29 protein-coding genes are annotated in these 22,565 nt (G+C 35.6%); 13 read left to right on the top strand and 16 right to left on the bottom strand.

Going from position 1 to position 22,565, the window contains the following annotated elements; all coding sequences use genetic code 11:
- Positions 1 to 12 precede the first annotated feature (12 nt).
- The gene (locus D1867_RS11755; RefSeq protein WP_155864290.1) at positions 13 to 342 is read left to right on the top strand and encodes a hypothetical protein; all 330 of its coding nucleotides are present in this window, start codon (positions 13 to 15) and stop codon (positions 340 to 342) included.
- 5 nt (positions 343 to 347) lie between these two features.
- On the opposite strand, the gene D1867_RS11750 is transcribed toward D1867_RS11755, so the two are convergent.
- Positions 348 to 968 carry a hypothetical protein gene (locus tag D1867_RS11750; RefSeq protein ID WP_155864289.1) on the bottom strand — a complete coding sequence of 207 codons (621 nt, stop codon included), beginning with the start codon at positions 966 to 968 and terminating at the stop codon, positions 348 to 350.
- A 276-nt stretch (positions 969 to 1,244) separates the two neighbouring features.
- On the opposite strand from D1867_RS11750, the gene D1867_RS11745 reads away from it, so the two are divergent.
- Both D1867_RS11745 and D1867_RS12535 read left to right on the top strand, forming a co-directional pair.
- Positions 1,245 to 1,505, top strand: coding sequence for a hypothetical protein (locus tag D1867_RS11745; protein ID WP_155864288.1), 261 nt, complete (start codon positions 1,245 to 1,247; stop codon positions 1,503 to 1,505).
- Positions 1,502 to 1,819, top strand: a complete 318-nt coding sequence (locus D1867_RS12535; RefSeq protein ID WP_155864287.1) for a type II toxin-antitoxin system VapC family toxin — start codon at positions 1,502 to 1,504, stop codon at positions 1,817 to 1,819. The genes D1867_RS11745 and D1867_RS12535 overlap by 4 nt, the downstream gene beginning before the upstream one ends.
- 23 nt (positions 1,820 to 1,842) lie before the next feature.
- Here the strand turns inward: D1867_RS12535 and D1867_RS11735 are convergent, their stop codons facing one another.
- The 3 genes from D1867_RS11735 to D1867_RS11725 all read right to left on the bottom strand — a co-directional run bounded on the left by D1867_RS11735 (position 1,843) and on the right by D1867_RS11725 (position 4,219).
- Positions 1,843 to 3,171 (bottom strand): MFS transporter, encoded by a 1,329-nt coding sequence (locus D1867_RS11735; protein WP_240872266.1) that lies wholly within the window; start codon positions 3,169 to 3,171, stop codon positions 1,843 to 1,845.
- Positions 3,172 to 3,482: 311 nt separating this feature from the next.
- On the bottom strand, positions 3,483 to 4,043 hold the full coding sequence (locus D1867_RS11730; RefSeq protein ID WP_155864285.1) for a hypothetical protein: 561 nt from the start codon (positions 4,041 to 4,043) through the stop codon (positions 3,483 to 3,485).
- Complete coding sequence (locus D1867_RS11725; RefSeq protein WP_155864284.1) at positions 4,016 to 4,219, bottom strand: hypothetical protein; 204 nt, start codon at positions 4,217 to 4,219, stop codon at positions 4,016 to 4,018. The genes D1867_RS11730 and D1867_RS11725 overlap by 28 nt, the downstream gene beginning before the upstream one ends.
- Before the next feature lie 45 nt (positions 4,220 to 4,264).
- On the opposite strand from D1867_RS11725, the gene D1867_RS11720 reads away from it, so the two are divergent.
- Positions 4,265 to 4,417, top strand: a complete 153-nt coding sequence (locus tag D1867_RS11720; RefSeq protein ID WP_155864283.1) for a hypothetical protein — start codon at positions 4,265 to 4,267, stop codon at positions 4,415 to 4,417.
- 190 nt (positions 4,418 to 4,607) lie between these two features.
- Here the strand turns inward: D1867_RS11720 and D1867_RS11715 are convergent, their stop codons facing one another.
- The 8 genes from D1867_RS11715 to D1867_RS11680 all read right to left on the bottom strand — a co-directional run bounded on the left by D1867_RS11715 (position 4,608) and on the right by D1867_RS11680 (position 12,685).
- The gene (locus D1867_RS11715) at positions 4,608 to 5,144 is read right to left on the bottom strand and encodes a PLP-dependent aminotransferase family protein (protein ID WP_155864282.1); all 537 of its coding nucleotides are present in this window, start codon (positions 5,142 to 5,144) and stop codon (positions 4,608 to 4,610) included.
- A 130-nt stretch (positions 5,145 to 5,274) separates the two neighbouring features.
- Complete coding sequence (locus D1867_RS11710; protein WP_155864281.1) at positions 5,275 to 6,465, bottom strand: radical SAM/SPASM domain-containing protein; 1,191 nt, start codon at positions 6,463 to 6,465, stop codon at positions 5,275 to 5,277.
- Positions 6,466 to 6,746: 281 nt separating this feature from the next.
- Positions 6,747 to 7,040 carry an antibiotic biosynthesis monooxygenase family protein gene (locus D1867_RS11705; protein ID WP_155864280.1) on the bottom strand — a complete coding sequence of 98 codons (294 nt, stop codon included), beginning with the start codon at positions 7,038 to 7,040 and terminating at the stop codon, positions 6,747 to 6,749.
- Positions 7,041 to 7,072: 32 nt separating this feature from the next.
- On the bottom strand, positions 7,073 to 8,734 hold the full coding sequence (soxC, locus tag D1867_RS11700; RefSeq protein WP_155864279.1) for a proton pump complex cytochrome B SoxC: 1,662 nt from the start codon (positions 8,732 to 8,734) through the stop codon (positions 7,073 to 7,075).
- Between the two features lie 10 nt (positions 8,735 to 8,744).
- The gene (gene soxL2 / locus D1867_RS11695) at positions 8,745 to 9,722 is read right to left on the bottom strand and encodes a Rieske iron-sulfur protein SoxL2 (RefSeq protein WP_155864278.1); all 978 of its coding nucleotides are present in this window, start codon (positions 9,720 to 9,722) and stop codon (positions 8,745 to 8,747) included.
- A gap of 24 nt (positions 9,723 to 9,746) precedes the next feature.
- The gene (cbsB, locus tag D1867_RS11690; protein ID WP_155864277.1) at positions 9,747 to 10,682 is read right to left on the bottom strand and encodes a cytochrome b558/566 subunit B; all 936 of its coding nucleotides are present in this window, start codon (positions 10,680 to 10,682) and stop codon (positions 9,747 to 9,749) included.
- 6 nt (positions 10,683 to 10,688) lie between these two features.
- On the bottom strand, positions 10,689 to 12,041 hold the full coding sequence (cbsA, locus tag D1867_RS11685) for a cytochrome b558/566 subunit A (RefSeq protein WP_155864276.1): 1,353 nt from the start codon (positions 12,039 to 12,041) through the stop codon (positions 10,689 to 10,691).
- A 140-nt stretch (positions 12,042 to 12,181) separates the two neighbouring features.
- Positions 12,182 to 12,685, bottom strand: coding sequence for a hypothetical protein (locus D1867_RS11680; protein WP_155864275.1), 504 nt, complete (start codon positions 12,683 to 12,685; stop codon positions 12,182 to 12,184).
- A gap of 231 nt (positions 12,686 to 12,916) precedes the next feature.
- Here D1867_RS11680 and D1867_RS11675 point away from each other — a divergent pair, with 231 nt between their 5' ends.
- The 6 genes from D1867_RS11675 (at position 12,917) to D1867_RS11650 (ending at position 16,714) form a co-directional block, all read left to right on the top strand.
- Entirely contained in the window at positions 12,917 to 13,198 is a 282-nt protein-coding gene (locus D1867_RS11675; RefSeq protein WP_155864274.1) for a twin-arginine translocase TatA/TatE family subunit, read from the top strand.
- 63 nt (positions 13,199 to 13,261) lie between these two features.
- A complete protein-coding gene (locus D1867_RS11670) occupies positions 13,262 to 13,594 on the top strand; it encodes a twin-arginine translocase TatA/TatE family subunit (protein WP_155864273.1) in 333 nt (110 codons plus the stop codon).
- Entirely contained in the window at positions 13,578 to 14,405 is an 828-nt protein-coding gene (gene tatC / locus D1867_RS11665) for a twin-arginine translocase subunit TatC (RefSeq protein WP_338078059.1), read from the top strand. Before D1867_RS11670 ends, tatC begins: the two co-directional genes overlap by 17 nt.
- A gap of 125 nt (positions 14,406 to 14,530) precedes the next feature.
- Positions 14,531 to 15,388, top strand: a complete 858-nt coding sequence (locus tag D1867_RS11660) for a sulfite exporter TauE/SafE family protein (protein WP_155864272.1) — start codon at positions 14,531 to 14,533, stop codon at positions 15,386 to 15,388.
- Positions 15,379 to 15,741, top strand: coding sequence for a DUF1634 domain-containing protein (locus D1867_RS11655; protein WP_155864271.1), 363 nt, complete (start codon positions 15,379 to 15,381; stop codon positions 15,739 to 15,741). The genes D1867_RS11660 and D1867_RS11655 overlap by 10 nt, the downstream gene beginning before the upstream one ends.
- 433 nt (positions 15,742 to 16,174) lie before the next feature.
- Positions 16,175 to 16,714 carry a carbonic anhydrase gene (locus D1867_RS11650; protein WP_240872264.1) on the top strand — a complete coding sequence of 180 codons (540 nt, stop codon included), beginning with the start codon at positions 16,175 to 16,177 and terminating at the stop codon, positions 16,712 to 16,714.
- Positions 16,715 to 17,006: 292 nt separating this feature from the next.
- Here D1867_RS11650 and D1867_RS11645 read toward each other — a convergent pair whose 3' ends face one another.
- Together D1867_RS11645 and D1867_RS11640 are read right to left on the bottom strand one after the other, a co-directional pair.
- On the bottom strand, positions 17,007 to 18,614 hold the full coding sequence (locus D1867_RS11645; RefSeq protein ID WP_155864269.1) for a PQQ-like beta-propeller repeat protein: 1,608 nt from the start codon (positions 18,612 to 18,614) through the stop codon (positions 17,007 to 17,009).
- A 681-nt stretch (positions 18,615 to 19,295) separates the two neighbouring features.
- Entirely contained in the window at positions 19,296 to 20,258 is a 963-nt protein-coding gene (locus tag D1867_RS11640) for a CBS domain-containing protein (RefSeq protein WP_155864268.1), read from the bottom strand.
- A gap of 309 nt (positions 20,259 to 20,567) precedes the next feature.
- Here D1867_RS11640 and D1867_RS11635 point away from each other — a divergent pair, with 309 nt between their 5' ends.
- Complete coding sequence (locus D1867_RS11635) at positions 20,568 to 20,810, top strand: AbrB/MazE/SpoVT family DNA-binding domain-containing protein (RefSeq protein ID WP_155864267.1); 243 nt, start codon at positions 20,568 to 20,570, stop codon at positions 20,808 to 20,810.
- Positions 20,800 to 21,192 carry a type II toxin-antitoxin system VapC family toxin gene (locus tag D1867_RS11630; RefSeq protein WP_155864266.1) on the top strand — a complete coding sequence of 131 codons (393 nt, stop codon included), beginning with the start codon at positions 20,800 to 20,802 and terminating at the stop codon, positions 21,190 to 21,192. The genes D1867_RS11635 and D1867_RS11630 overlap by 11 nt, the downstream gene beginning before the upstream one ends.
- A gap of 34 nt (positions 21,193 to 21,226) precedes the next feature.
- Here D1867_RS11630 and D1867_RS11625 read toward each other — a convergent pair whose 3' ends face one another.
- Positions 21,227 to 21,712 carry a PaREP1 family protein gene (locus tag D1867_RS11625; protein ID WP_155864265.1) on the bottom strand — a complete coding sequence of 162 codons (486 nt, stop codon included), beginning with the start codon at positions 21,710 to 21,712 and terminating at the stop codon, positions 21,227 to 21,229.
- A 203-nt stretch (positions 21,713 to 21,915) separates the two neighbouring features.
- On the opposite strand from D1867_RS11625, the gene D1867_RS12655 reads away from it, so the two are divergent.
- Positions 21,916 to 22,038, top strand: coding sequence for a hypothetical protein (locus tag D1867_RS12655; protein ID WP_276608441.1), 123 nt, complete (start codon positions 21,916 to 21,918; stop codon positions 22,036 to 22,038).
- Between the two features lie 143 nt (positions 22,039 to 22,181).
- On the opposite strand, the gene D1867_RS11620 is transcribed toward D1867_RS12655, so the two are convergent.
- Positions 22,182 to 22,490, bottom strand: coding sequence for a hypothetical protein (locus D1867_RS11620; RefSeq protein ID WP_155864264.1), 309 nt, complete (start codon positions 22,488 to 22,490; stop codon positions 22,182 to 22,184).
- Positions 22,491 to 22,565 lie beyond the last annotated feature (75 nt).

Below are 22,565 nucleotides of genomic sequence, written 5' to 3'. Positions count from 1 at the left end.
AAGTCATATCTTATGCTAACTTTCAGCGAGTTTTTCATTTACATTTTACTTATAAAATTTTACTATTTCTCTCCAATAATTTTCCTAGGATTTATTTTATTAATTAAATCTACCGAGTATTTAAGAGCACCTATAGCTGAAGCAGCATTGCTCCAGAAAATAGGGTATAGCACAAAAGTAATGTCGTTCTTTAATTTTCTAGACTCGACCTTAGGAGTTATAAGCGGTAGTATTTTTACAGTGTTAATTTCATTGAACGCATATGTTTTTGTTTTACTCCTTGCAGGTTTATCTTCTCTTTCTGCAGATCTGTTTCTTTATCGTATTATTAAGGAGTACTAGTCTCACTATTTATATTCCACCTTAATCTTAGCATTCTCCTTTTTAGTTAACTCCTTTAATGCGTCTTCACCTTTTAATCCATTGCAAGAAACTTCTCCAATTTTTCCTCCTTCGAAAACTATTGTACATTCGTCAATGTGTAGTAGTATCCTTCCATTATATTCTCGACTCGCCTCTAACTGCTCATTTATTAAAGACAGTATGTTCTGTTTTTCTTCCTCTGTCTTTGTCTTATACCTTTCTGCCAATTTCTGGAAGAAGTTTTTCAAGAAGATATCCATAGGAAGTCTTGCAAGCCTTTCTAAAGGTCCCTTGTATTGGCCTCTTATTATTACATCTACTTTCTTATCCTTCTTGTACGGAATTGTTTCCACGATGAATCTAAAATATGCTCTAGGGAATCTCATAGTCCCCTCGTGGATAACTTCGTGAGAGCCTAAAGTTCTCTTCATGTGAAATTTAAAAGTCATGAATACTCTGAATTCAGCTCTATAGTTCTCTTCATCAATTTTTTCAATTTTTCTCAAGAACATCCACCACTCTCTCAAGTTGTTTATGTCATAAACGTCTGACAATATCTTCATTTCGTCCTCTTCTATTGTTCCCTTAACTTCCCTCTCTAACATAAGAATAAATTGAAAAATAAATTTTTATAATTATCTTTTATTTGCATCTTTATTTTGATAATACTCTTTAAGGTATCTTATCTTAAATTTTATAAAATGTATTTAACTCGATCATTAGAGGGATTATTACTACATAACAAGGCTTGTTCTGACTTCTGGAAGGGACTCATCGATTCGGAGGTGGGCAGTCGAGAGGGTCAGAGACCCCATTTAAATTCATAATTGCAATATAGTCTAACAAGTAAGTATATATTCTAGTATATACAAGTATATCCTATGAAGGTCATAAGCGTAAAGGTTCCTGAGGAGATCTATGAGAAAATGAAGATGCATAAGGAAATAAATTGGAGCGAAGTGATCAGAAATGCTATAATATCTGAGTTAAATGAATTAGAAGGTATAACTACAGGGAATGAACTTATGGAGAGACTTAGACGACTCGGTGTAGATGAAAAAGATATAAATGTAGAACCTCCTCAAGGTGAGGACGAATTTCAGAGAGAATTAAAGAAAAGATCTACGATACGAACGCCTTGATTAAAATTCATAAGAATAAATCTCTCCTATCTACGATTGATTACGTAACAACGTCCATACTAAATGTGATAGAATACCCTCCAATAATAGATCTAAAGGAGAAGTTAAGAATAATTTATCCCACAAGAAGTGATTACGATCTTGCCATAAAGATAATGGTTAAACTAAGAAAAATAGGAGAGCCAGTTAATGCGGTGGATATAATTCTATCTTCTATTGCAATAAACAGGGACATGATAATAGTGACTAATGATAATGATTTTGAATCAATTAAAAAAGTCGAAGAGAGATTAAAGATAGAAAAAATGAGATAAAAAGGAAAAAAGTTGTTAATAAATTATGATATTACCTTGTCTGTAACTTTCTCTTCAGCTAACTGTGTTCCCTTAGTTTCCTTTAAACCTAATGTAGCCAACGCTGATATTATTCCCCATAATGCTAAGAATGTAATAACTATCCAAGAATTTGCTAAATATTGTGAAGGCAGTCCTAGTAGACCAACTAGTAGTATTGGCATTAAACCTCCTTCAACTGCAGCAGCTAACTGCATTCCATAACTTGCTCCACTATACCTATACTTTGTAGGAAAGCTTTCTGGGTAAAATGCAGCCATTGATGCATAAGGACCATAAGCTGCGAAACCTATTAGGAACTGCATTATAAATAATAGGCCTAGATTACCGCTCAAGAATCCGTAAACATAAGGATATGCAAATGCTGCTATTAGAACGTCACCCAATATTAGTGAAGCTTTTCTACCAATTTTGTCACCTAAATAGCCGAATATTGGAGTGGAAACTAATCCTGCTATCGCGAACACGTAAATTAGCGCAGAAGTTATTGGCATTTGTAGTCCTAGGAAGTTAACATATTCTGGATATCCCAGGCTTTTTCCTACTGCCTTCAAGTATAAGCTAGGCATTACCGTTGCCGGAATGTAAACTGCCATAAATACACTACCTATTGCAAGCATTAGTAATAATATCGGCTTCCAAGCGTACTTGAAGACCTCTATGGAAGGAACTTTACTTATTTTTCCTTCACTCTTGATTTTCTCAAAGGGTAAACTCTCTGTTGCCAAATACCTTAGGAAAGCTCCTAGAAAAGCTACGCTACCTCCAACTAGGAATCCTATCCTCCAACCTATTGTTACAAAATCCTTGCTAAATGCCAACAATATCGTAGCTGCTCCTATGAAACCTATGGGTGAGGCAATTTCTATTAAAGAAGTTATTAAAGCCCTCTTAGAGGTGACATGTTCAGATACCCACGTCGCTACTCCTCCCCATTCTCCGCCAACTCCTAAACCTTGTAAAAATCTGAACGCAAATATTGCCACTGGTGCTATTATTCCTATTGTTGCATATGTGGGCATTAATCCTACAGAGACCATCGCTATTCCTACTAACACTAGGTCAAAGCTTAATGCATGCCTTCTTCCTAACCTGTCACCTATATGCCCGAAAACTGTGGCACCTAAAGGTCTGGCAAAAAACGCTATTGCGTATGAGGATACTGAAGCTAGCATTGAAATTAAGTAGCTTTTTGATGGGAAGAATAATGTAGGGAAGGCTAGTAATGCTGCATATATGAATAGGTAGTAGTCGTACCACTCAACTATTGTTCCTATTAAACCTAAGAGCGCAACTCTAGAGATGGAAGACATGAGTAAAAAGTGAGGATGTGAGTTTTTAAGCATTTCTATTTAAATAGTTAAAAATTTAGAAACTGAGTTTTTTAAGCATTCAAGAGATTTATATATTCATAGAAATATATAAATTTAATAAAGTAGAGGAAAATTATGAAAATATTTTATAATTACGGCGTTCTTTTTTAATATTGTTTATTCTTATCGACGATAAGATAAGTGATTTATAGAGAAACAGCGTAATTTACTTAGTTATATTCATCAACAAATATTTATACATTTGAGGTTAAATTTGTTATCGATTTCATGGTATAATGAGTTTTAGCATATTAGCAGTATTCCTTGATTTTTTCAAAGAAATCGTTTACTCCTCTTTTCTCACTCTCAGAAATTATGTAATTAATATCCATCACGTCACGTTGTGCGCAATAAACGAGAACTGCTTTATTTCTATCTTCTGTACTATTCCAGAATTTCCACGCTTCTAAGTAAGTTAATACTACCTCTTCTGGAGGAATGATATAAACGTAATAAGAGTCAACTTGTAACTTAAGTGGAGGTTTATGTTTATTATAAACATTGTTGACTATATCAATTCCTTTTTCCGAAATTTCCCTTATCTTAGGCAGATATATCCTGAGTCCAAAATCTGATATCTTCTTCAGCACTTGCCGTACTAGGTTTTCCGCTTCACCTTCAATTATGATATCGACGTCTCCTGTTCTATAACTTCTCCCTGAATATATTTCCGCAGCAAATCCTCCAACAATAATTATTCTTCCAAGGTGCTTCTCTTCTATTAGCGTATTTAAAATAGCTAGAAATTTCAAAAAGCGGTCGGTTTCACTACCTTTTAATTCGCCTATTCTTGAAAGTAGTTCCCCAAGCAACCAGTCTTGTAATATATTACATCACCTTCAATTTTCCAACAGCCAAGCTCTTCTAATAGTCTTATATTTTCTTCTCCTAATTTGGCTAACCTCTTTAAATCTTCATCCCTTATCTTACTACCTCTAGGTCTTTGTCTATCCTCTAACAATTTTATTATTAGCTTCGGATCTGTCACATGATTAATAAAGCCTATATTCCTTATTAAGCTTATAATAATGCATTGGACGTAAATAAAATTATAGACAGCCTTAAATTAATTTCACTAAATTGTGTTTATCTTACAGAGATGAGGGTTAAGGGAGCGGAAAGGGGATGGATAGCCCAAGACGTTAATGACGCTCCTCCCCAGCTCAAGTATGAGCAACCAGCATAAGGGACTAGGTGAATGAAAGTCCCCCACTCTTCTAATGTGGTTCTCTGAGCCACCCGAATCGATGGTGGTAACTATGAACCGCCTTGGGAGGGAACCTTTCCAGGGCGGGGAGGAAGCCAGTCTTAATTTGTTACAACAATATTTCTTAAAAGGAGATTCTCTACAAGGTAACTGTTATAATGAAATCTCCTTAATAATATACGTTAATAGAATCTAATTTAGGTAAAACTTTTGCTACAATACCTCTTATAAGTGAGTACCAAAGTTTTGAAGGTAATCTTTCATTTCTAGCTTCTATTTCACTGTCAATGCTCTGCGTTTTTATCTTCATCGACATTGCAATTCTTTTAATTCCATAAACACATTCAGCGAAAACTGGACAAGTAGGGCAAGCGTATTTACTGGATGACATATCTATCGAGATAATTTGCTTTCCATTGAGGTAAATTATGCCATCATCGAATTTCAATTCTTTTTCGCCTTTAACGAAGGGCATAATTAGCTTAAAAGCTAGAGCATTATCTTCTATTAAGCCAAGTTTCTTCATTGAATCCAAAATGTAATAATAGTAACTTTTACTCAAGCCCAGCTTTTCCTTATCGTCGCTGGCCATTACCTTCAAGTAAATGTCAGAGGTTAATTTATTGAAAGTCTCTCTACTAACTATTATTGCTTTGCCGCTATCTTTTACTGGTCTATCCGTTGTTATAATTCTATAATCGCACATCTTAAGATGAAATTCCCGTGTAAATCTAAAAGGATTTCTAAGAAAAGTCCAACATATATACTATTAACGACCTTTAACACTTTTATTCAAGATTATGAATAAAAGTAAAAAATTATACTAACTTAAATTCTTAGACGAAATATTTTAATAATTTCATGATGGCCTCATAACTTTTCTTTCTACAATCTATTCCATCGAAACCTTTCTTGTTTAGTACTGAAAAGAACCTACAACCGCCAAGGCATAGAGGCATATAAGGGCAATCTTTACATTTCTTCCACAAATTTAAGGCCCTTTGTCCGGAAAGCTTCTCGTAAATGACTACATCTCCGTCTTCAGTAAGGTAACCCTTTACGTAAAGTGGATTTCCTGTAAAAGCCCAACAAGGGTAAATATTCCCGAAAGGATCTACTACAATATCTTCATCAAAGTGGGCAACGCATAAACCTAACCTAAATACGTCTTGAGGTATTTCAAAACCTTCATCCTTAGCAGTTTCCCATAATTTTACAAGGATCTCTCCTTCTTCATCCTTAGGGAACGTGTAATCCCAGTATTCGTTCCTAAAAACGTTATCGTGAACTAAATGCGGGTCAAGTCTAACTTTAGTTATTCCGTTTTGCTTTAAATCCTTCAAAAGGTCTCTGAAGGAATCCAAGTTATTTACGTCTATATTAACCCTAAGGACAACATTTACTTCATCTTGAATTTCCTTTAAGTTCTTTAAAATTATATCGTAAGATCCTTTTCCTCCAACAAAATATCTCCTTTTATCGTGAACTTCCTTGGGGCCGTCTAAAGTTATTTGCACGTGAGTTAAACCTAAGCTCTTTAATTCTTCGAAAACGTGTCTAGTTAGGAGCGAACCGTTTGTCACTATACTGAAAGAGTACTTTAAATCCGAAAGTTGAGTGGAAATTTCCTTAATTTTTCCTAATTCCAATAAAGGCTCTCCGCCGAAATAAGTTACCCTAACTTTCCTACCTTTTGCATTAGTTCTGACGTATTTTATAAATCCTCTCACTACTTTATCGCTTACGGAGGAATTATTCCTAAAAGCCTTTTGAAAACAGTAAACGCAATCAAAATTACACCTATAAGTTAGTACTAATGTTGGTTCTAACACTTCTTTCCTAAATTTTTGTAAGAACTCATCAAAGGTTGCAGAAAATCCTTCTTCTATTATATCTTTTAATTCTTCCGGTACTTCACCTTTTTTCAACTTCTCCATTTCCTCGTCAGTTAATCTTATTGCATATCCAGTTAATGTATTAAACATGATTTTATAATCGTCAAGAAAAATATTGTATTTAGATAACATTTTATTTCTCCCTCCTACTTATTCTCCCCAAGAGGGAGAATATCCGCACCTTCCTATTTTCCTTTCCAGTTTAACTACTTTCCTCTGCATACTAAGAGATAGCAAGGGCTAATCTTATCTTTAGAGAATTATAGTCTAAGGAGATATATGTGAAACCTTGTTAAACAAATTTCGTTAATTGTTACCTTCTCATGTTTCATCATTTTATTGGATATATAAAATTCTTTTTATAATTTATTAAAATAAACTAACTAAGAGGGATGTGGAAAAATGGGAATTGATTAGGCATTTATTTCTTGGAATATTTTGTGGTATGGTCTTCCTTCTAGTATTGTTTTTCCGTACGTTGTTGTTTCTTTGTAGTCTTTGCTTAGGATGAATTTTCTGAAGGATTCTAAGTCCTTCCATTCGCTGTAAATTAGGTATTCCCTTGGATCGTCAACCCTCTTGTATAGTTTTGCGTCAATAAAGCCAATGTCTGAATTTTTTAGTATTGAAACCACCTTTGAAAAAGCTTCCTCAAATTCCTTCTCGTGACCCTCCTTCACCCTATAATAAAGACCAACATTTATCATAAATAGTAAATATGAGAAAAAAGTAAAATATCTTATTCGTAGGACTCATTTGGCTTCTTATATACAATGTAATGATATAGTGAGATTGCTTCACCCCACATTACAAATATTAAGCCTAGGTCAACTCCGAACATGTTGGACTCATATCCAGTTGGCGGTATGGTCCACAATGTAGCCATTAGAACTAAGCTCAATATGAACAACACTACAATGATATATTGGGCAAACTTCTTCTTCGTCTCAAGCTTGCTGACTTCAGGAGATGGAGTGGTTGAAGTATTTTGTTGCTCCATGCGTAATATTATTGGTGCTATTCTTTTTGCTCCTATTACGAAGAGCGAGGCTATTGGTAATAGTATTGCGAATGTGATTGGGGAAGGATAGTTAACGAATTCCGCTAAGCCTCCAACAAATAGTAGGGATATTATTACAAATCCTAATATCGCTAATGGTGCTAAGGCTTTTCCTAGATGTATTAATGAATGCTTAACTCTTGGTCCTTCACTGCTCTTTTTGCTTGGTAACATCCATAATCCAATAGCTACTATAACTGCAGGAGGTAATAGAGCAACTACTTGGCACTTGAAAGCTACCGGAACACCGGGTGCAATATCTCCCCATAGTGTAGTTTGTATTAGGTATATTATCATTAATATACCAATTCCAGTAAATATCTTCCTCTTGAGTGGGTGTAGTTCTTCTGACCTATCTAGGAATGGCAATAAAATCAAATACGCTAAAGGAATAATTGCACCTATTACTAAGTCTAATAATACATTACTGCTAAAGTCTGCAATCTTATAGAAGAATAGGAAGAACCATGGCGGATAAGTAGTAACTTTAGCAGCTAATGGACTTGTTGGCGGGGGTGCAGGTTTTGGATTCAAGAATGGATTATAATATTGAGGTAAGCCGTTTAAGTATGCTAGGGCATTTGGTATAATAAGTATGAATCCCCATGTCATTAATATTAATGATAACATGTAGACAAAGTTCCTAGGCCACCATGGATTAAACTTCATCCATTCTTCTCTGGTGTAAACTGCTGGAGCCTTACTTTTTACTTTCCTGGAAGGCATCATTCCGTAAGACTCTGCAAGGAAGAAGTGGAATATGAACAATAGGCCGATTAATGCAACAAAGATTATGTGCCAAGCTAGAACTCTACCGTATTGCCCGTTATCGTAATTTCCGAACAAGAATGGAACTAGCCATTGCATTCCGGGTATTGATTCTATTATACCTGCTCCTACGTCTACTGCACTTGTAGCTAGGACATCGCCTATTAAGCTGTAACCTAAGAACGAAGCACCCATAGTTAGTACTAATAGCAATACTCCTATTATCCATAGTAGCTCTCTGGGTTTTTTATAAGCTCCAACAAAATAATTCCTAAACATGTGAATATATGCCAAAATAATCATTGCATACGCTCCATATAGGTGGCTGTAGAGAACTACAGAACCATAAGGAACTTGATTTATGATAAATTGCGTAGACTCATAACCGTTATCTGGGTCGTAATATAAAAGTAAAATAAGTCCCGATATTACAGTGTATATGAAAGCAGCCGCTACTAATGCGCCTAACCAATCACTAACATGATACATATAATCTGGAGTTCTAAAAAACGGTAATTCATCTAATTTTAGTCTTTCACTAAACCAGTTTGAGATCCTTTTTGACACGCTCATCAATTCTCACCTAACTGCTACTAAATGGGTTCTCGGTTTCTTTCACTACAGTCTTAGTTCCTACGGAAGATCCAAAGCTCGAGTCTAAGTCGCTCTTAGGATCTTTGGAAGGTACTCCGTTAGATCCCGTAGGATATACTCCTACTCCAATACTGCCTACTGCATACAAGTAATCAGTAGAACTGTCCCATTCTAAGATTGTTGCGGGAAGAGGTCTCACGGTCGGCCCAGTTAGCACCGCAGCACCGTGATAAGGATCATAAGTAGAACCGTGACAATCGCAATGGAATATTGCTGGTATGTGATTGCTTTGTGCAGCTGCCACTGCTTGTGGAGTTAATGTATCTGGCTCTGGTGCAGATTCTTGTGCAGAATTAACGTGATTAGGAGGATAGAAGTGTATATACGGCGGTTGGCAACCTAGGTGTTGACATATTGCGCTATAAGATACTATCGAGCCATAAGGTCCTACTCCTCCTGGCCAAGTATATTTATCACCGGTTTGAGGTACGACTACAGTGGCTGGAGGCAATTTAACAGGTTTTCCTGAAGAATCTCCTAGGTTGAGTAAGAAGTTGGGCTCTCCGGTTAGTGGATATTCATAAATTGTAATTATTGGGCTATTAACTGGTATTTTAGAAGCTAAAATTGGAGACCCTGAGGAATCAACTAAGAGTGACTTTGGAAAACCGCTTATTGCTGCAACTTCTGGCGGTTGCAAAACTCTAAGTCCGGGAATCAAACCTATAACTGCAGCTGCTCCTATTCCTATTACCAAGCCTTTAAGGAATCTCCTTCTTCCTTCATCGATTCCCCCTAAGTTCTTATCTACGTAGTTAAATAAATAGTCTTCTCCCTTCTTGACGAATTCTCTGGAGTCGAACTTTGTTTTTGGATTTCTCATTTTAGCTAAGAGTTTGTTTATGAAGTAAAAGTCGCTGGGAGAAAGTATGGGTTTCTCGTCTTTGTTTAGTTTAAACTTTATCATTATGGTCAACAAAAAATTTGTATCTTAAGTATTAAGGCTTAAACGTTGGACTAATTTCTTTAAATCGTCCATAATAGTTCTTTCGTTATCAATTTCTCTATAACTTAGGATAGAAAATCCTATGAAAGGTGCTAGCAAATAAAGTAATAAGTGAAATCCAGTTATTGCTTGAAATGCGGTTGTTAATATTATAAAGTATCCTAACCCTGCATATCCATTGCCTTTAATTGCTAGTAGGAGGATTGTATAGACTGATATGCTTAACGTGAGGAGAAGTATTGGTAAATTGTAAGGATTATAAAGCACTATCCCAAAAGCCGAAGGAATAACCATGTTCATTATTATTTCCAAGAATCTATTATTAACTACTAGAAAGTATAATGGAAGGAACACGAATAAACCTGGAATTGCCGCTATATAAGACATCATTGCCCTTTTTGATATTATCTTATTGTAGACCATGGCGTAGATAACTACGCCTAATAAGGAAGCGATTAGAACAAATAAGTAGCATATTGCTAGATCTCCGTGCAAAAAGACTGTATCAATCCCTGCATAAGTTGTAATCATTACCATTATAAGTGTTGGCAGAAATAGGAGTTGCCTCCTATTGGATTTTATTGTAACTTCTATAAGAGAAGCAATTCCAATTAATGCTAGCATTATTTCCACGAAAGACCAATAAGGGGAGAGAGAATAATTATGAATTAAGTTTAAAGAAGGAGATACTAAGAGCGCTATTCCTAAAGGTAATAAAGACCTTACCTTATTAGAGAGAACTATTGCTACGAGACCTAAGAATACTACTTCCATGTAAAGCCCTGCAGTACCTAGATAACTCAATAGTCCTTCATAAGGGAAAGTGATAGGGAGGTAAGAAATGGGGAAAATAAACTCAAAAAGAAAGGCTAAAGAAGAGGATATTGCCAAAAAAATTGAAAATATTTTAATGTAGCTCAAGATGCATCACTTTCTATACACAATCCATATTATTGCTAAAGCAACTACTGCTACCACTACTCCAACTACTGTGACTGTCATCAATGTCGGGTTTATTACGAGTGGTGGAGGCGGTGTTGGATGAGATGCCGTGGATAGCGCTAAGGTTACAAATGGGGTTACTATTGATTTATCAAATAAAGTCTCCCCTTCTCTTCCCTGCCATACTGCAAAAGCTACATAGTAAGTGGTATTAAGAGTTATCTGAGGTTCGTACTTTGCTATATTAGATGGCACAGTTAATGATCTAACGAATTCTACTGTCCAGTACCCATTGCACCACTTTGCACCAGTCCTTATCATGAATAAAGAGCCGTTAAGTCCGCTGCTTTGTACTGGTGAATACCAAATTCCTGCACAATCCACTTCATACATATTAGTATTATTAGTATAAAGTGGGACAGCAAATCCCCCGCAATCTGGGTCTGTATAAGGTAATCCAGTCAATGATTCGTTAGCCCATAAGTGGACTTTGAATGCCGGATCGTAAGTTGCATTGTTCCAAGTTGCTCCAGATACCCACATCCATATATTTGCCGCACCGCCAGGCATCTTGAAGGATCCACCAGCAACTGATAAATTATATCCGTCATAAACTTGGCCTGGATATTTACCTCCTATATTCATGCCATCCATAGTAGGAGTTCCAGTTCCCATATACCACATCATTGCTACTCTGTCCGGGTAGTACCAAGTGGAGTTAGTATAATAACCGTAGAATAAGCCATTGCAATAGAAGACGTATTCCATTGGTCTAGGCGAATGATAGAATAATATTGTTCCATTAGATAATACTTGAATTTGAGTGTCGTTTGGAGCTAAAACTGTTACTCCTTTGTAAGAGAAAGCTAACCTTCCGTTCTCACTTTTACCATTAACTATTGAAACATAGCCGGTACAGTTTGTTAATAACTTATAAGTAGTTCCGGGCATCAGTTCAATTATTCTAAATAAACCTGGTCCAGTAGCAGGCGGATATAATGCAGCAGCTGCCGCAGACCAAGCTCCGAACGCAGGGTGTGGAGCTGGCCATTTGACTAGGATGAAAATATCGCTTCCGTTCCAAGCTGCTTTAACAAGTATATAGTGCGTTAAACCTGAGGTCGGAGCGTTTGGAATATTTGCAGTTAATGATAAATTAACCCAAGGTATATCGCTCCAAAAGCTGCAGCTTCCCGGATTTGCAAGATTAGCAGAGCCCACCACTTTGTATGCAACTATTGTTGGAGAGCTTTGAGCCAGAGGTACGTTTTCAAAAGCTAACATTATTGAAAATAACATTGCAACGAGAGCTATTAACAAGGGGATCTTTTTCCTCATTCTAGATTCACATGATGAAAAGCGTTCTTCTACGTAATAAGGATAAAACGTTGGACTGATTAATTTAATGAGATAGTTTAAAGTTATTATAATTTTTATAAAAAACGCAATATAAAAAATATTCAATGTAACGATTAAAATTATTTAAAAGATAGTATCTTTAAAGAAGCAACTTTCTCTCCAAATTCTTTTTTCAATGAATCTATTATTAACTTCCACTCTTCCATAGGATTTTCCTTAATTAAAGGTATATCGCGGTCTTTAGCTATTGTCTTTATGGCGTAGATGCATTGGGAATAGATTGGGCAAGAGCTACACGTTAGTTTATCTGATTCCATATTAATATAAAATAATTCCTTGCCTTTTCTATAAAGAAGACCGTCAGTAAACCAAATTCCTTCATTGCTGGCCTTGAAGGGTAATACTGCACTAAAGGATATCGCGTTCTCCATTAATAGGCCAGCTTCTCTTAATTTATCAACAATAAGGTAAAAATAGCTTTTACTTAAATTCCCTTTATCATGCGTGGATAAAACGTACAAGAACTTTTCATCTGCAAGCTTTTCGAAGAGCTCTTTCCTTAAGAGCACAAACTTGTCATCGAGGATTGGTCTCTCAACCTTTCCAAATTTTAAATCACACATAATTAATCAATAAATTATAGAATTTTAACCTAAAAAATCGTCCTTCATTACAGATATATATAACAAATTAACTCTGTTAATTTTCAAATAGGCTATTATTTTTATAAAATTTTTAACTTATTTAAGCAATCAAATCTATTAGCACTATATACTTAAAATAAGAGAGTTATGATACTTAATTTAGGCAAAATTTATAAACTACGGTGAAAAGTTACATTTTAAGGTGATAAGATGTTTGCGTTACAACCTAGTGATATTGCAATAATAATAATTGTTGCTCTTATACTATTCTTTGGTACTAGTAAAATTCCTGAGCTGTTTAGGTCTATGGGTAAGGCTGTTGGTGAGTTTAAGAAAGGTAGGCTTGAGGCTGAATTAGAAATGCAACAGATGCAACAGCAAACTCAACCTCAAGTTCAGAGTAACACTGATAAGGCTGCAGAATTAGAGAAGCAGATTCAAGAATTGCAAAAACAATTAGAGCAGTTGAAGAATCAAAAACAACAGCAATAATAAAGGAATAGTTTTAATTTTAATTTAAATTAGTTTTTATTTTATTGTCATATGGTGAGTTAAATGATAGGTAACATATCGGATATGGCAATTATAATACTTGTAGCTATACTCTTGTTGGCAGGGCAGAAGGACGTTGCTGGTACGGTGAGAAATTTAGGTAAAACTCTAGAAGAAATAAGAAGACGTCAAAACGAGTTTAAAAATGAAATAATGCGGGAATTGAGCGAAACTGGCGAAGTTACCAATTCTATCAAGAAAGATTTGTCAGACGAGCCGATTATTAGACCTTATCATCAACCTACTCAGGATTATAAGATTAAACAACTTGAGGAGGAAATAAAGAGACTGCAAAGCGAGTTGGAGAGGCTGAAGAGTAGTGACAGAAAGAACTGAACTAAAAAAGAACGAAGAAAGGCCTCTGCTCTCTCATTTAACGGAATTAGCTATTAGGTTAAGGAGAGCTTTCATTACTCTCTTTATAGCATTTATATTATTCTTCGCTTTTGGATACACTACGATCTCAGTTTCCGGCCATGTTGTTCCAATAATTTATCCAAATTTGTTTCATAGTTTTTCAGACGAGCTGATGCTATTTTTTATTCATCATGAACTTCCACCTCAGCTTAAGTTGCTAAACTTAAACCCTTTCGATCCACTTTATGCTTCAGCTTATGTTTCTTTTTATATGTCGATCTTCATATCCTTACCGATTTTCCTTAAAGAATTCTGGGGTTTTGTTTCTCCAGGGTTGTATGAACATGAAAAGAGGTTGATAAAATATACTATTGTTCCAGCAATTTTGCTTTTTGTTTCTGGTTCTCTTTTTGCTTATTTTATAATAGTTCCTTTAATGATGAAGTTCGTGGTTTTATATACTACAGCCTTGGGTGTTGAGCCAACGCTTAGTTTAAGGGCTTTTGTATCAACAGTAGTCTCACTAATGATGGTTACCGGAATTGCTTTCGAATACCCTTTGGTAATGGCCTCTTTAACTTATGTTAAGGTTGTGAAGGCTGATAGTTGGAGAAAGAATTGGAGATGGGGCGTTTTGGGAGCTTTTATCATAGCTTGGATAATATCTCCAGGAACAACGGGAGGAGTAATTGAAACAACTATAGGAGTTATACTCTCAGTATTATATTTCGTAGGTGTAGCCTCAGCAAAAATAATAGAAAAAAGATCATTAAGAAATACGAAAATTTAGCATTTCTTGTATTCCATTGGAATTTACGTCTTTTTACGTTTTAAGTCCAATTTTAACGAGGAGAATGATAAAAATATACTTTCTAAATCTTTAATTTTATAAAATATGAGGAAAATCTTCTACATATGATGGAAGTAGAATTTTTAATTTTATTACTTATCTCTAGCATTATTGCAGGGTTTTTAGGGTCTTTGACCGGATTGGGCGGGGCTACAGTTCTAGTGCCGATTTATACTCTTTTCCTAGGAATACCTATGGCTTATGCCACTGGTGCCAGTTTAATATCCACTATTGCAACATCTAGCGGCGCTGCTAGTGCTTACATAAAGGATAGAATTACAAACGTGAGGATAGGAATGTCTTTAGAAATAGCAACTACTGGGGGTGCAATAATAGGTTCATTGCTTGCTCATTGGATTTATGAACACCACTTAGTCTTTATTCTCTTCATCGTCTTTGGCGTAGTAATTTTATCCTCTGTTTACCCTCAAATAGAGAAAAGCTCTCTTGAATTACCAAAGCCAATGAAACCAGACTGGACTACTAAAATCTTTCAACTTTACGGTGAATATTACGACGCTACACTGAGGCAGGAGGTAAAATATTACGGAATTAGGTGGTGGCTAGGGGAAATAGTGATGTTCTTTGCAGGACTAATTTCCGGTCTGCTGGGGATAGGCAGTGGAGCGTTGAAGGTAATAGGAATGGATTGGGCTATGAACCTACCGTTGAAGGTGAGCACTACTACGAGTAATTTCATGATAGGAGTAACTGCTGCTACCAGTAGTTCATTATATTGGTTATTTGGATATATTGAGCCTGCTCTAGCGGGTATTACTGCAGTTGGCGTTATTATTGGTTCATATCTTGGCACAAAGGTTTTGGTAAAGACCAGGAATACTAGGCTTAGGCTAATTTTTATCATAATATTGATATTTTTAGGGATAGAGATGATTATTAGGGGTGTATCATTATGGACATGAACGACGTGATTGGATATGCTCTCAGGATAGGTGTATTGATTAGCGTTTCGCTGATAATAATAGGCTTTATTTTACTATCTATAACTCCGCAATTTTCTGAACTCATGTCTCCAAATTCAAGGTTTAATACGTCAGTAGTTAAGCCTGAAGAAGTATTTAGAGGAATTAGGAAAGGTAACGGGGTTGATTTCATACTTTTAGGCTTAATGGCGCTAATAGCAACACCAGTGGTAAGGGTAGTTCTAGGAGTGATACAATTTGCTATGCAGAGGAATATAATATATGTAATTATAACGTTAATAGTATTATTTAACTTATTGCTAGCAATATTTATTCTTCCACTTATAATATAAGTTCCATTTTTACTTCTTCTACTTAATGTTATACTTGTAATAACTGATAATAACTGAAGTTTATGAGAATGCGTCCAACTATTTTATTAAATCACTATAAATGAGTAGAACTTTCCTAACGTGGGATTTTTGTTGGCTTGTTTAAGAGTTATTAAATAACGTCGAATTTAATTATGAATAAGTTTCAAATGATTTAAATTGTTGGACACACTCTAAGGAGCCAGTGCATTTGCTTTGGCAAACTCGCATTACGAATTTCTAGAATACTAAAAATGAACTTCTTGAGACAATACTTAGAGTGAAGAATTCAGTTTACCTAGTTTTTAATGCCTTTACAAAACATAGCCGAGATAATGGAAAGAAGGTTTATTTAATTTAAAAAATATAAACTCTCCTCCATTCTTTTTATATGGTTCGTTTAATTATATCCTGTATGGATTATAGGCTAAGTCAAGAAGTGATGAATAGAGTAAAAAGCGAAAACGATATTATAATAAGGAACGCAGGAGCAAACATTTACGAGTTAAAAGGGAGACTCAAGGGAATAAATGTAGGCGAAGTAATCTTTTTACCTCATACAGACTGCGCAGCAATGAAGTTAGTTAACTCCGCAATAAAGGATGGAAAGGAAGTAGATAAAGAAATTGAAGATATGCTCGTATCACAGTTCAGAGGTAAGGAGTTCTCCTCGCTTCAAGAGCTGGAAAAATTAAATGCAGAAATTGGAGAGAAAATGCTGAAGGAAATCTTTCCAAACGCTAAAATAACCACTGAGTTAATAGATGTGAATAAAATAATAAAGATTCCTCAGAAAAAGACTAGGTACTATTTACTAAAGCCCCAGACCAGATATAATGAAGAAATTATAGGCTCTTACATTATCCAAGCATTTAGTAAAGAAGACGTTACTGCAGACATAAAGATTGCAGAAAGTTTAGGATTAAAGCTAGAGAAGAGTGAGCTAGACTACTGACTCGCTCTGGAAGGGTGAGGTTTGTCGTTTTTCTATCATGAGCCATTTATTTTATATACAAGTACAAGATCTATAATTTTAATAATATTTGGAGTTTTCCAACTCTTCTACTTACCGTCTTTTAATCAACGTAAGAAGAGCCTTAATCCTGTAGAACGATTAACTTGTAGATTTATCGAATTTCATGGGTACCATACTACTTAATAAAGACGAGAAGGATGAGAAGAGAAAAAAGAAAAGAGGAGAGGAAAAAATAAGTGGATATATTAATTTCTAAGCTATCTCATTCCATTTAATAATAAATATATGCCGGATATATTTGGGAAAGCGGTATTGCTATTATCCAACCATAAGAGTTTGACAAGAACATTGTATTTCCAGCTATTACTGGGTTCATTATTCCTAACCTACCGCCTATCCAATAGAATGATAGTATATCTCCGTTCTTCGGATTAATTACGTAAACGTATTGTCCAGCAGATACCCATAGTAAGCCGTGATAATATGTTGGCGAGCCTCTAGGTCCTCCGGGGAACTTTGGAGGAGTTTGTAAGCACGGTAATTTTGTAGACCATAATATCTTACCGGTCTTTATACATATTGCGTTAACTGTTCCTAAGGATGGGTTACCGTCGTAAACTACATTGCCTACTATTAACGGCATTCCACCTTTATATGCAGGTGGTATTGGTCCTCTGCCAGTGTTAACAGCCCATAAAGGTTTGCCGTTTGTAGCATTTAATGCAAAAGTTACCATATCAACGTAACCGTTAGAGAAGTTTGCAATATCGTTATCAACAACTATTCCTAATTGTTGGTCAACTGCAGGCGCTACATCTCCTAATCCCGTGTTAGCTCCTATGTAAGGTGCAGGCATTGTCGCGTTCCAGGCTTCATGGCCGTTTAATCCGTTAACTGCAATTATGTAACCGTAAGGTGGTGCAGCATAAGTAAAGCCTGCTATGAATAGTGGAGTACCGTTAGGTAATACGTAATAATTAACGCTTGCCATGTTTGCCATAAACCCTGGGAAGTGGTCTACCCATAGAGTTTGTCCAGTAGTTGCGTTAACTCCTACAAAACAGCCTCCACCGGTTACGTAAGCTAAAATTCCGTCATAAATTGCTGGGGCAGGCATTGCCTCGCCATAAGTGAATCTCATCCATAATAACTGGCCATCAGTCGCGTTAAAAGCGTAAACTGCTCCGCATCTACCTCTGTGTATCTTACAGTACTGATGCTCTTCGAAGTGCACAAACTGTGAGAAGGTAAAGCAGACTCCGCCAACTGAGACGTAAACTATACCGTGCCATACTACCGGGTTATTCATTGCAGGTCCTGCTAGGCCGTTAGCCATCCAAACAATTTTCCCTGTTACCGGGTTAATTGCAGTTATGCTCCCAGGCATGCTATCCTCTGTTGCGTAGAGTAATCCACAAGCTAAAGTAACTCCCAGAGGTTCACCAACCATTTGAGTATAGTAGACTAATGCTCCTTTTACTCCAAGTTGTTGTGCCCAAGGTAATTTGCATGGAGGTGTCGATAACGGAATTGCGACTCCACCTACGTAATTGAGCAACGGTAATTGCCAGTCAACTCCCTCTAATAAGGCTTGGCAAGTAGTATTTACTACTGCATTATGGCATTGGTTTTCATTGCTCACTGGCCAGACTGATGGAAAACCTAAGTTACTGCAAGTTGCATTACAAGGGTAATAAACGACGGTCAATATGTGAGGGAAATAAGTCCCGTTGTACTCGTCGTAAGTGTAAACTATAGGTCCCTTAGGTTGTTGGTCTCCTTTATCTTGTGCTACTATGCTGGTAAAATTGAGGAAAGTTATTGCAGATAGAATTATTATACCTAGTACTAGGAATCCCACCAAAAATTTTAGGTTCATTTTTTCTCATGAGTGATTATATCTATCTTTTTTATAAATATTTACCTATTAATCCTTAAGGAAGTAAAATTTATATAATTCTTTTTTATCATTTCTTATAGTTTTTTCTTAAAAAGACTTAGAAAGCAATAAAACGTCAAGATCCTAAGCGGGTAAAAAGGAAATTATAAATTATCTAGTTAAATAAACCATTTATAGATTTTATTATTTTATGAATATTATAGGAGTCACTTTTAATCTAGTCGTATGTTAATTTCATGAAAATCGTAGCATAATAGAGTGAATTTCTGAGCACTTCAAAGACTACTTCTGCACTGGCTAGAGAGTTACTGGTGAGCGTGTATCACTTAGTCCGTGACTGAATTAGCGCGAGTAAAAGCGATGCGTATTTTTTCATGAGCCAATTGATTAGCTCTCAGTCTCATCTTTTTCTAACCTTAGCTATTTATTTTATATACACGCCTCTTTCAGATCCTCTCACCCCATTCACCAAGGTCTTTAGAGATTTTGCTAAACATGCTTCTTGCGGTTGGAGTTGCTGAAATAACGTTATCGTCAAAAGATCGCTTTCTAGCTTAATTCCGACTGAATTCAGCCAAGCAAGAAAACCGTCCACTACCTAGTACATTTGCAAATAGTGTCACAAAATTACACTATAAGCCTCGTTTCAATAAAAAGAAATTAGATTTGCTCAGCTTCTATTAGCGTTGTAGTTTCCTTCACTCCAGCCAATGACGCTATTGAATTAATTACCGTAGTTCCTATTAAGTCTGGGTCTTCAATGTCTATTGTAACTAACAAATCGTAAGGACCGTAAACTATTGCGACATCGTAAACCCTAGGAGTAGCCATTAATGCTGCAACTAACCCCTTTATCTTTGATGGCTCAGCTTTAATTAGCACGTGAGCTCTAACCATTGTTGCGTAAAGCCTTACTAAGTCCCATTCAGTTACTATTCCGCGTAAGTTTGCAGCTTTAGGTTCTCCTTCGAAGAGCGGTACTGCTCCAACGTATTTTGATACAATTAAGTCGGCTATGTCTTCTACCGAAGCGTCAATATCTTCGTAAACTAAGCTCTTAGAAGCAATGTCGGAAAGCTTTCCAGTAATGTTTCCTTCATGAATTGCCTTAAGTACGTCTCTAAGGGATACCATGCCTGTTACGTCAGATCCGGAAGTTATAGGTATGTGAGAAATTCCCAAGGATATCATGCTCTTTGCTGCATCCATTACGGTGGAATCTGAAGGTAACGTAAACACGTTTGTAGTGCCTACGGAAATTGCGGGTATTGTAACTCTTGGAATAACTTTTGCTAAGTCTCTTTCGGTTACTATACCTTGTCCCTTAACAATTAAAGAACCTACGCCGTATTTTAACATTAATTTTGCCGCGGTCCTGAAAGGAGTATCGGGATCTACAGTTATTGCTGGCTTCGCTACGTCAGATAGCTTTTCTGTAGCCCAGTTTTGGTTACTAATTGCCTCCTTTATTACAGTCCTGGCAGAAACTACTCCTATAATGCTCCCTGCTACAGTTACTGGAACTCTCCTTATTCCAGAAGAGACCATTAATTCTGCCGCATCCTTTAACGTTGCATTTACATCTAACGTTTTAAGGTTTGAGGACATTATTGCCTTTAACATTGCACTATTATCTTCTCTTTCTTAGAATTTAATCCTTTTATTCAAGATATTATATAAACACCATAAAATATGTTAAAATGAGCCTTGATGGAATAAATAGTGCAGATAGTGAAAATTATGTAAGATATAAGCTTATCTGAATTTATAATGATTATAATGATAAATATATTTAGTCGTCAAGTCAACCGATGCCAATTAACTCCTTGTTATAGAATTTGGCAGGCGGTGTTTACTACCAGCACTGGTTTTCATTACTTACTGGTCAAACAAACGGAAAATTTATATTTATGGGTTACTAGATGGGTAATTATGGGTAAGGAGTTTATATTAACAATTGATGATAGGGGCAGAATTACTATACCTAAAGAAGTGAGAGAACTAATTAAAAGTAAGAAATTAAAATTGAGGGTGGAGGATTCTAAAATAGTACTAGAGCCTATAGTAGTAGACGTTGACAAATATTATGGAATATTTAGGAAAGATTTGGGAGACGTGGATGTAGATAATTTACTAAAGGAAGCGTTAACTGAGGTATTGTTAAATGACAAGTAAGGGAAAATACATTGACATAAACGTTTTCGTATACTATCTAACTGGCGATAATATACATGGTGAGAGGGCAAAGAAGTGGCTTAGCATTAAAGATGTTAAATACACTTCCATCATAACTCCATTTTTGCTAATAATAGTATTAAGTAAAATGCTAGGTAAATCGCTAAAGGACTATAATTTTGTTAAAACAGTAATCACGGCCCTTGAATCTTTAGGAATAGAATATTTAGATCTCCCCGAGTGGAGTAAAATTATTGAAAACGTTAGAAAATACAATATAGATGTTGAAGACTCCATTCACGTTACAACAGCGTTAGAGAATGGATTAGAAATTATATCGAATGATGAGGAATTAAAGAAGAAAGTTAACGCAGAATTTTAATACTTTTTCAGATTGTTACAATATTGGTTGCCCTCTATAAATCCCTATCTTTCATTTCCAGTATCCTTTCCATATTTTTTACGAAATTCTCAACTAGTTCGATCGAGGAATATAAATCCTTCTCAGTCATGAAATTATCATAAAAATTAGAATGTAAACGCAAACAAGTTGACCACTCAGATATTAACTCCTTATCTCCGTTCATCTGGGAAATAATACCACTCATTATTTCCTCCAATTGCCTATGCCTATAGTGCTCTAAACCCTTTTTTTCAGCGTAAGCCTTGACAATAGAGGCACAAGCTCCCCAAGCTTTTTCTGAGGCTTGAATAAAGTCCTTACTTTCTAGATACTTCTTTGCCTCTGCTAAAAGCTCCTTAGCTTTTTCCTTGTACAATTTATACCTAGTTTGAGGATCTAGGTCTTTAGAAAGCTTATCTATTAAGAGTACTTCCTCATCAATTCCTCTCTCTTTGGCTTCTTTCTTTATTAAATCTTCGATTTCTTTTGGTAGTTGCATATATTATATTTCTCTTCCACTACGAATAAATGCTTTTTCGTTTAAATCTAGAATTTATTAAAATTTTCCAATACAAGTTAATTTCATTTTATTAATCGCCAGGAGAATACCTATACTAATATTCTTATTGCCAAGATACTATATTATCTTACGAAATACGTCTTTGGACCAGTACCTTCCAAGAAGATCATTGGGCGTTAACGTTGTCCCGCTCATTATATTGCCAATTGGGTAGAGCTGCGGCTTTCATATTTGATGAGAAAGAAGTTGTAAAGATTTTTGATTACGATAGCTTGACTTTTCTAATGGAAGGATTTTTATTATAACAACTATAATTTCAACCTAAACCTATTATTAAGATAAACCATCCAATAGTCTACTATATAAACAAAATTATACATAATTCGAGAAAATTACCTAACAAAACAAAAATTAACTTTAATTTGTTCTCACCTTATTGCTGGCATATTTAAGCCTTAACTTTTTCTTTCTGCATCAATAGTCCTCCGATTAAGCTTAGTAAGGAGAATTCAGTTGGAGTTGCTAATCCTAATGCTCCGCCGGCAATTACGAAGTCTCTATCATTCTTGTATTCTCCATATAGCGTCATTAATCCTGCAACAATGCCAAGTATTCCTAGGTAAATCATTATACTTCCGCTTATTACGTTAAGTCCGTATATGTAGTGAGCCAATGGATTTCTGGTTGCAATGTCTACTATTCCAGCTATTAGTGTTAATATTCCACCAATTGTTGCCAATACTTTCGCAACCACCATTTTTTCTCACTGAGATAAGACTATCTTTAAGGATATATAAACCCTTCATTAATTACTGTAATACATAAAAGCTTT

It is taken from the genome of Acidianus infernus, assembly GCF_009729545.1.
Classification (GTDB): domain Archaea; phylum Thermoproteota; class Thermoprotei_A; order Sulfolobales; family Sulfolobaceae; genus Acidianus; species Acidianus infernus.
This window is presented reverse-complemented; position numbering and strand designations above follow the sequence as displayed.

Bases quoted from the DNA above. Each gene is read 5' to 3' on its own strand.
- D1867_RS11755 (WP_155864290.1), top strand. From the start codon at position 13: ATGCTAACTTTCAGCGAGTTTTTCATTTACATTTTACTTATAAAATTT.
- D1867_RS11750 (WP_155864289.1), bottom strand. From the start codon at position 968: ATGTTAGAGAGGGAAGTTAAGGGAACAATAGAAGAGGACGAAATGAAG.
- D1867_RS11745 (WP_155864288.1), top strand. From the start codon at position 1,245: ATGAAGGTCATAAGCGTAAAGGTTCCTGAGGAGATCTATGAGAAAATG.
- D1867_RS11735 (WP_240872266.1), bottom strand. From the start codon at position 3,171: ATGTCTTCCATCTCTAGAGTTGCGCTCTTAGGTTTAATAGGAACAATA.
- D1867_RS11715 (WP_155864282.1), bottom strand. From the start codon at position 5,144: ATGTGCGATTATAGAATTATAACAACGGATAGACCAGTAAAAGATAGC.
- D1867_RS11710 (WP_155864281.1), bottom strand. From the start codon at position 6,465: ATGTTATCTAAATACAATATTTTTCTTGACGATTATAAAATCATGTTT.
- D1867_RS11705 (WP_155864280.1), bottom strand. From the start codon at position 7,040: ATGATAAATGTTGGTCTTTATTATAGGGTGAAGGAGGGTCACGAGAAG.
- soxC (WP_155864279.1), bottom strand. From the start codon at position 8,734: ATGAGCGTGTCAAAAAGGATCTCAAACTGGTTTAGTGAAAGACTAAAA.
- soxL2 (WP_155864278.1), bottom strand. From the start codon at position 9,722: ATGATAAAGTTTAAACTAAACAAAGACGAGAAACCCATACTTTCTCCC.
- cbsA (WP_155864276.1), bottom strand. From the start codon at position 12,041: ATGAGGAAAAAGATCCCCTTGTTAATAGCTCTCGTTGCAATGTTATTT.
- D1867_RS11680 (WP_155864275.1), bottom strand. From the start codon at position 12,685: ATGTGTGATTTAAAATTTGGAAAGGTTGAGAGACCAATCCTCGATGAC.
- D1867_RS11675 (WP_155864274.1), top strand. From the start codon at position 12,917: ATGTTTGCGTTACAACCTAGTGATATTGCAATAATAATAATTGTTGCT.
- D1867_RS11670 (WP_155864273.1), top strand. From the start codon at position 13,262: ATGATAGGTAACATATCGGATATGGCAATTATAATACTTGTAGCTATA.
- D1867_RS11660 (WP_155864272.1), top strand. From the start codon at position 14,531: ATGATGGAAGTAGAATTTTTAATTTTATTACTTATCTCTAGCATTATT.
- D1867_RS11655 (WP_155864271.1), top strand. From the start codon at position 15,379: ATGGACATGAACGACGTGATTGGATATGCTCTCAGGATAGGTGTATTG.
- D1867_RS11650 (WP_240872264.1), top strand. From the start codon at position 16,175: ATGGATTATAGGCTAAGTCAAGAAGTGATGAATAGAGTAAAAAGCGAA.
- D1867_RS11645 (WP_155864269.1), bottom strand. From the start codon at position 18,614: ATGAACCTAAAATTTTTGGTGGGATTCCTAGTACTAGGTATAATAATT.
- D1867_RS11640 (WP_155864268.1), bottom strand. From the start codon at position 20,258: ATGTTAAAGGCAATAATGTCCTCAAACCTTAAAACGTTAGATGTAAAT.
- D1867_RS11635 (WP_155864267.1), top strand. From the start codon at position 20,568: ATGGGTAAGGAGTTTATATTAACAATTGATGATAGGGGCAGAATTACT.
- D1867_RS11630 (WP_155864266.1), top strand. From the start codon at position 20,800: ATGACAAGTAAGGGAAAATACATTGACATAAACGTTTTCGTATACTAT.
- D1867_RS11625 (WP_155864265.1), bottom strand. From the start codon at position 21,712: ATGCAACTACCAAAAGAAATCGAAGATTTAATAAAGAAAGAAGCCAAA.
- D1867_RS11620 (WP_155864264.1), bottom strand. From the start codon at position 22,490: ATGGTGGTTGCGAAAGTATTGGCAACAATTGGTGGAATATTAACACTA.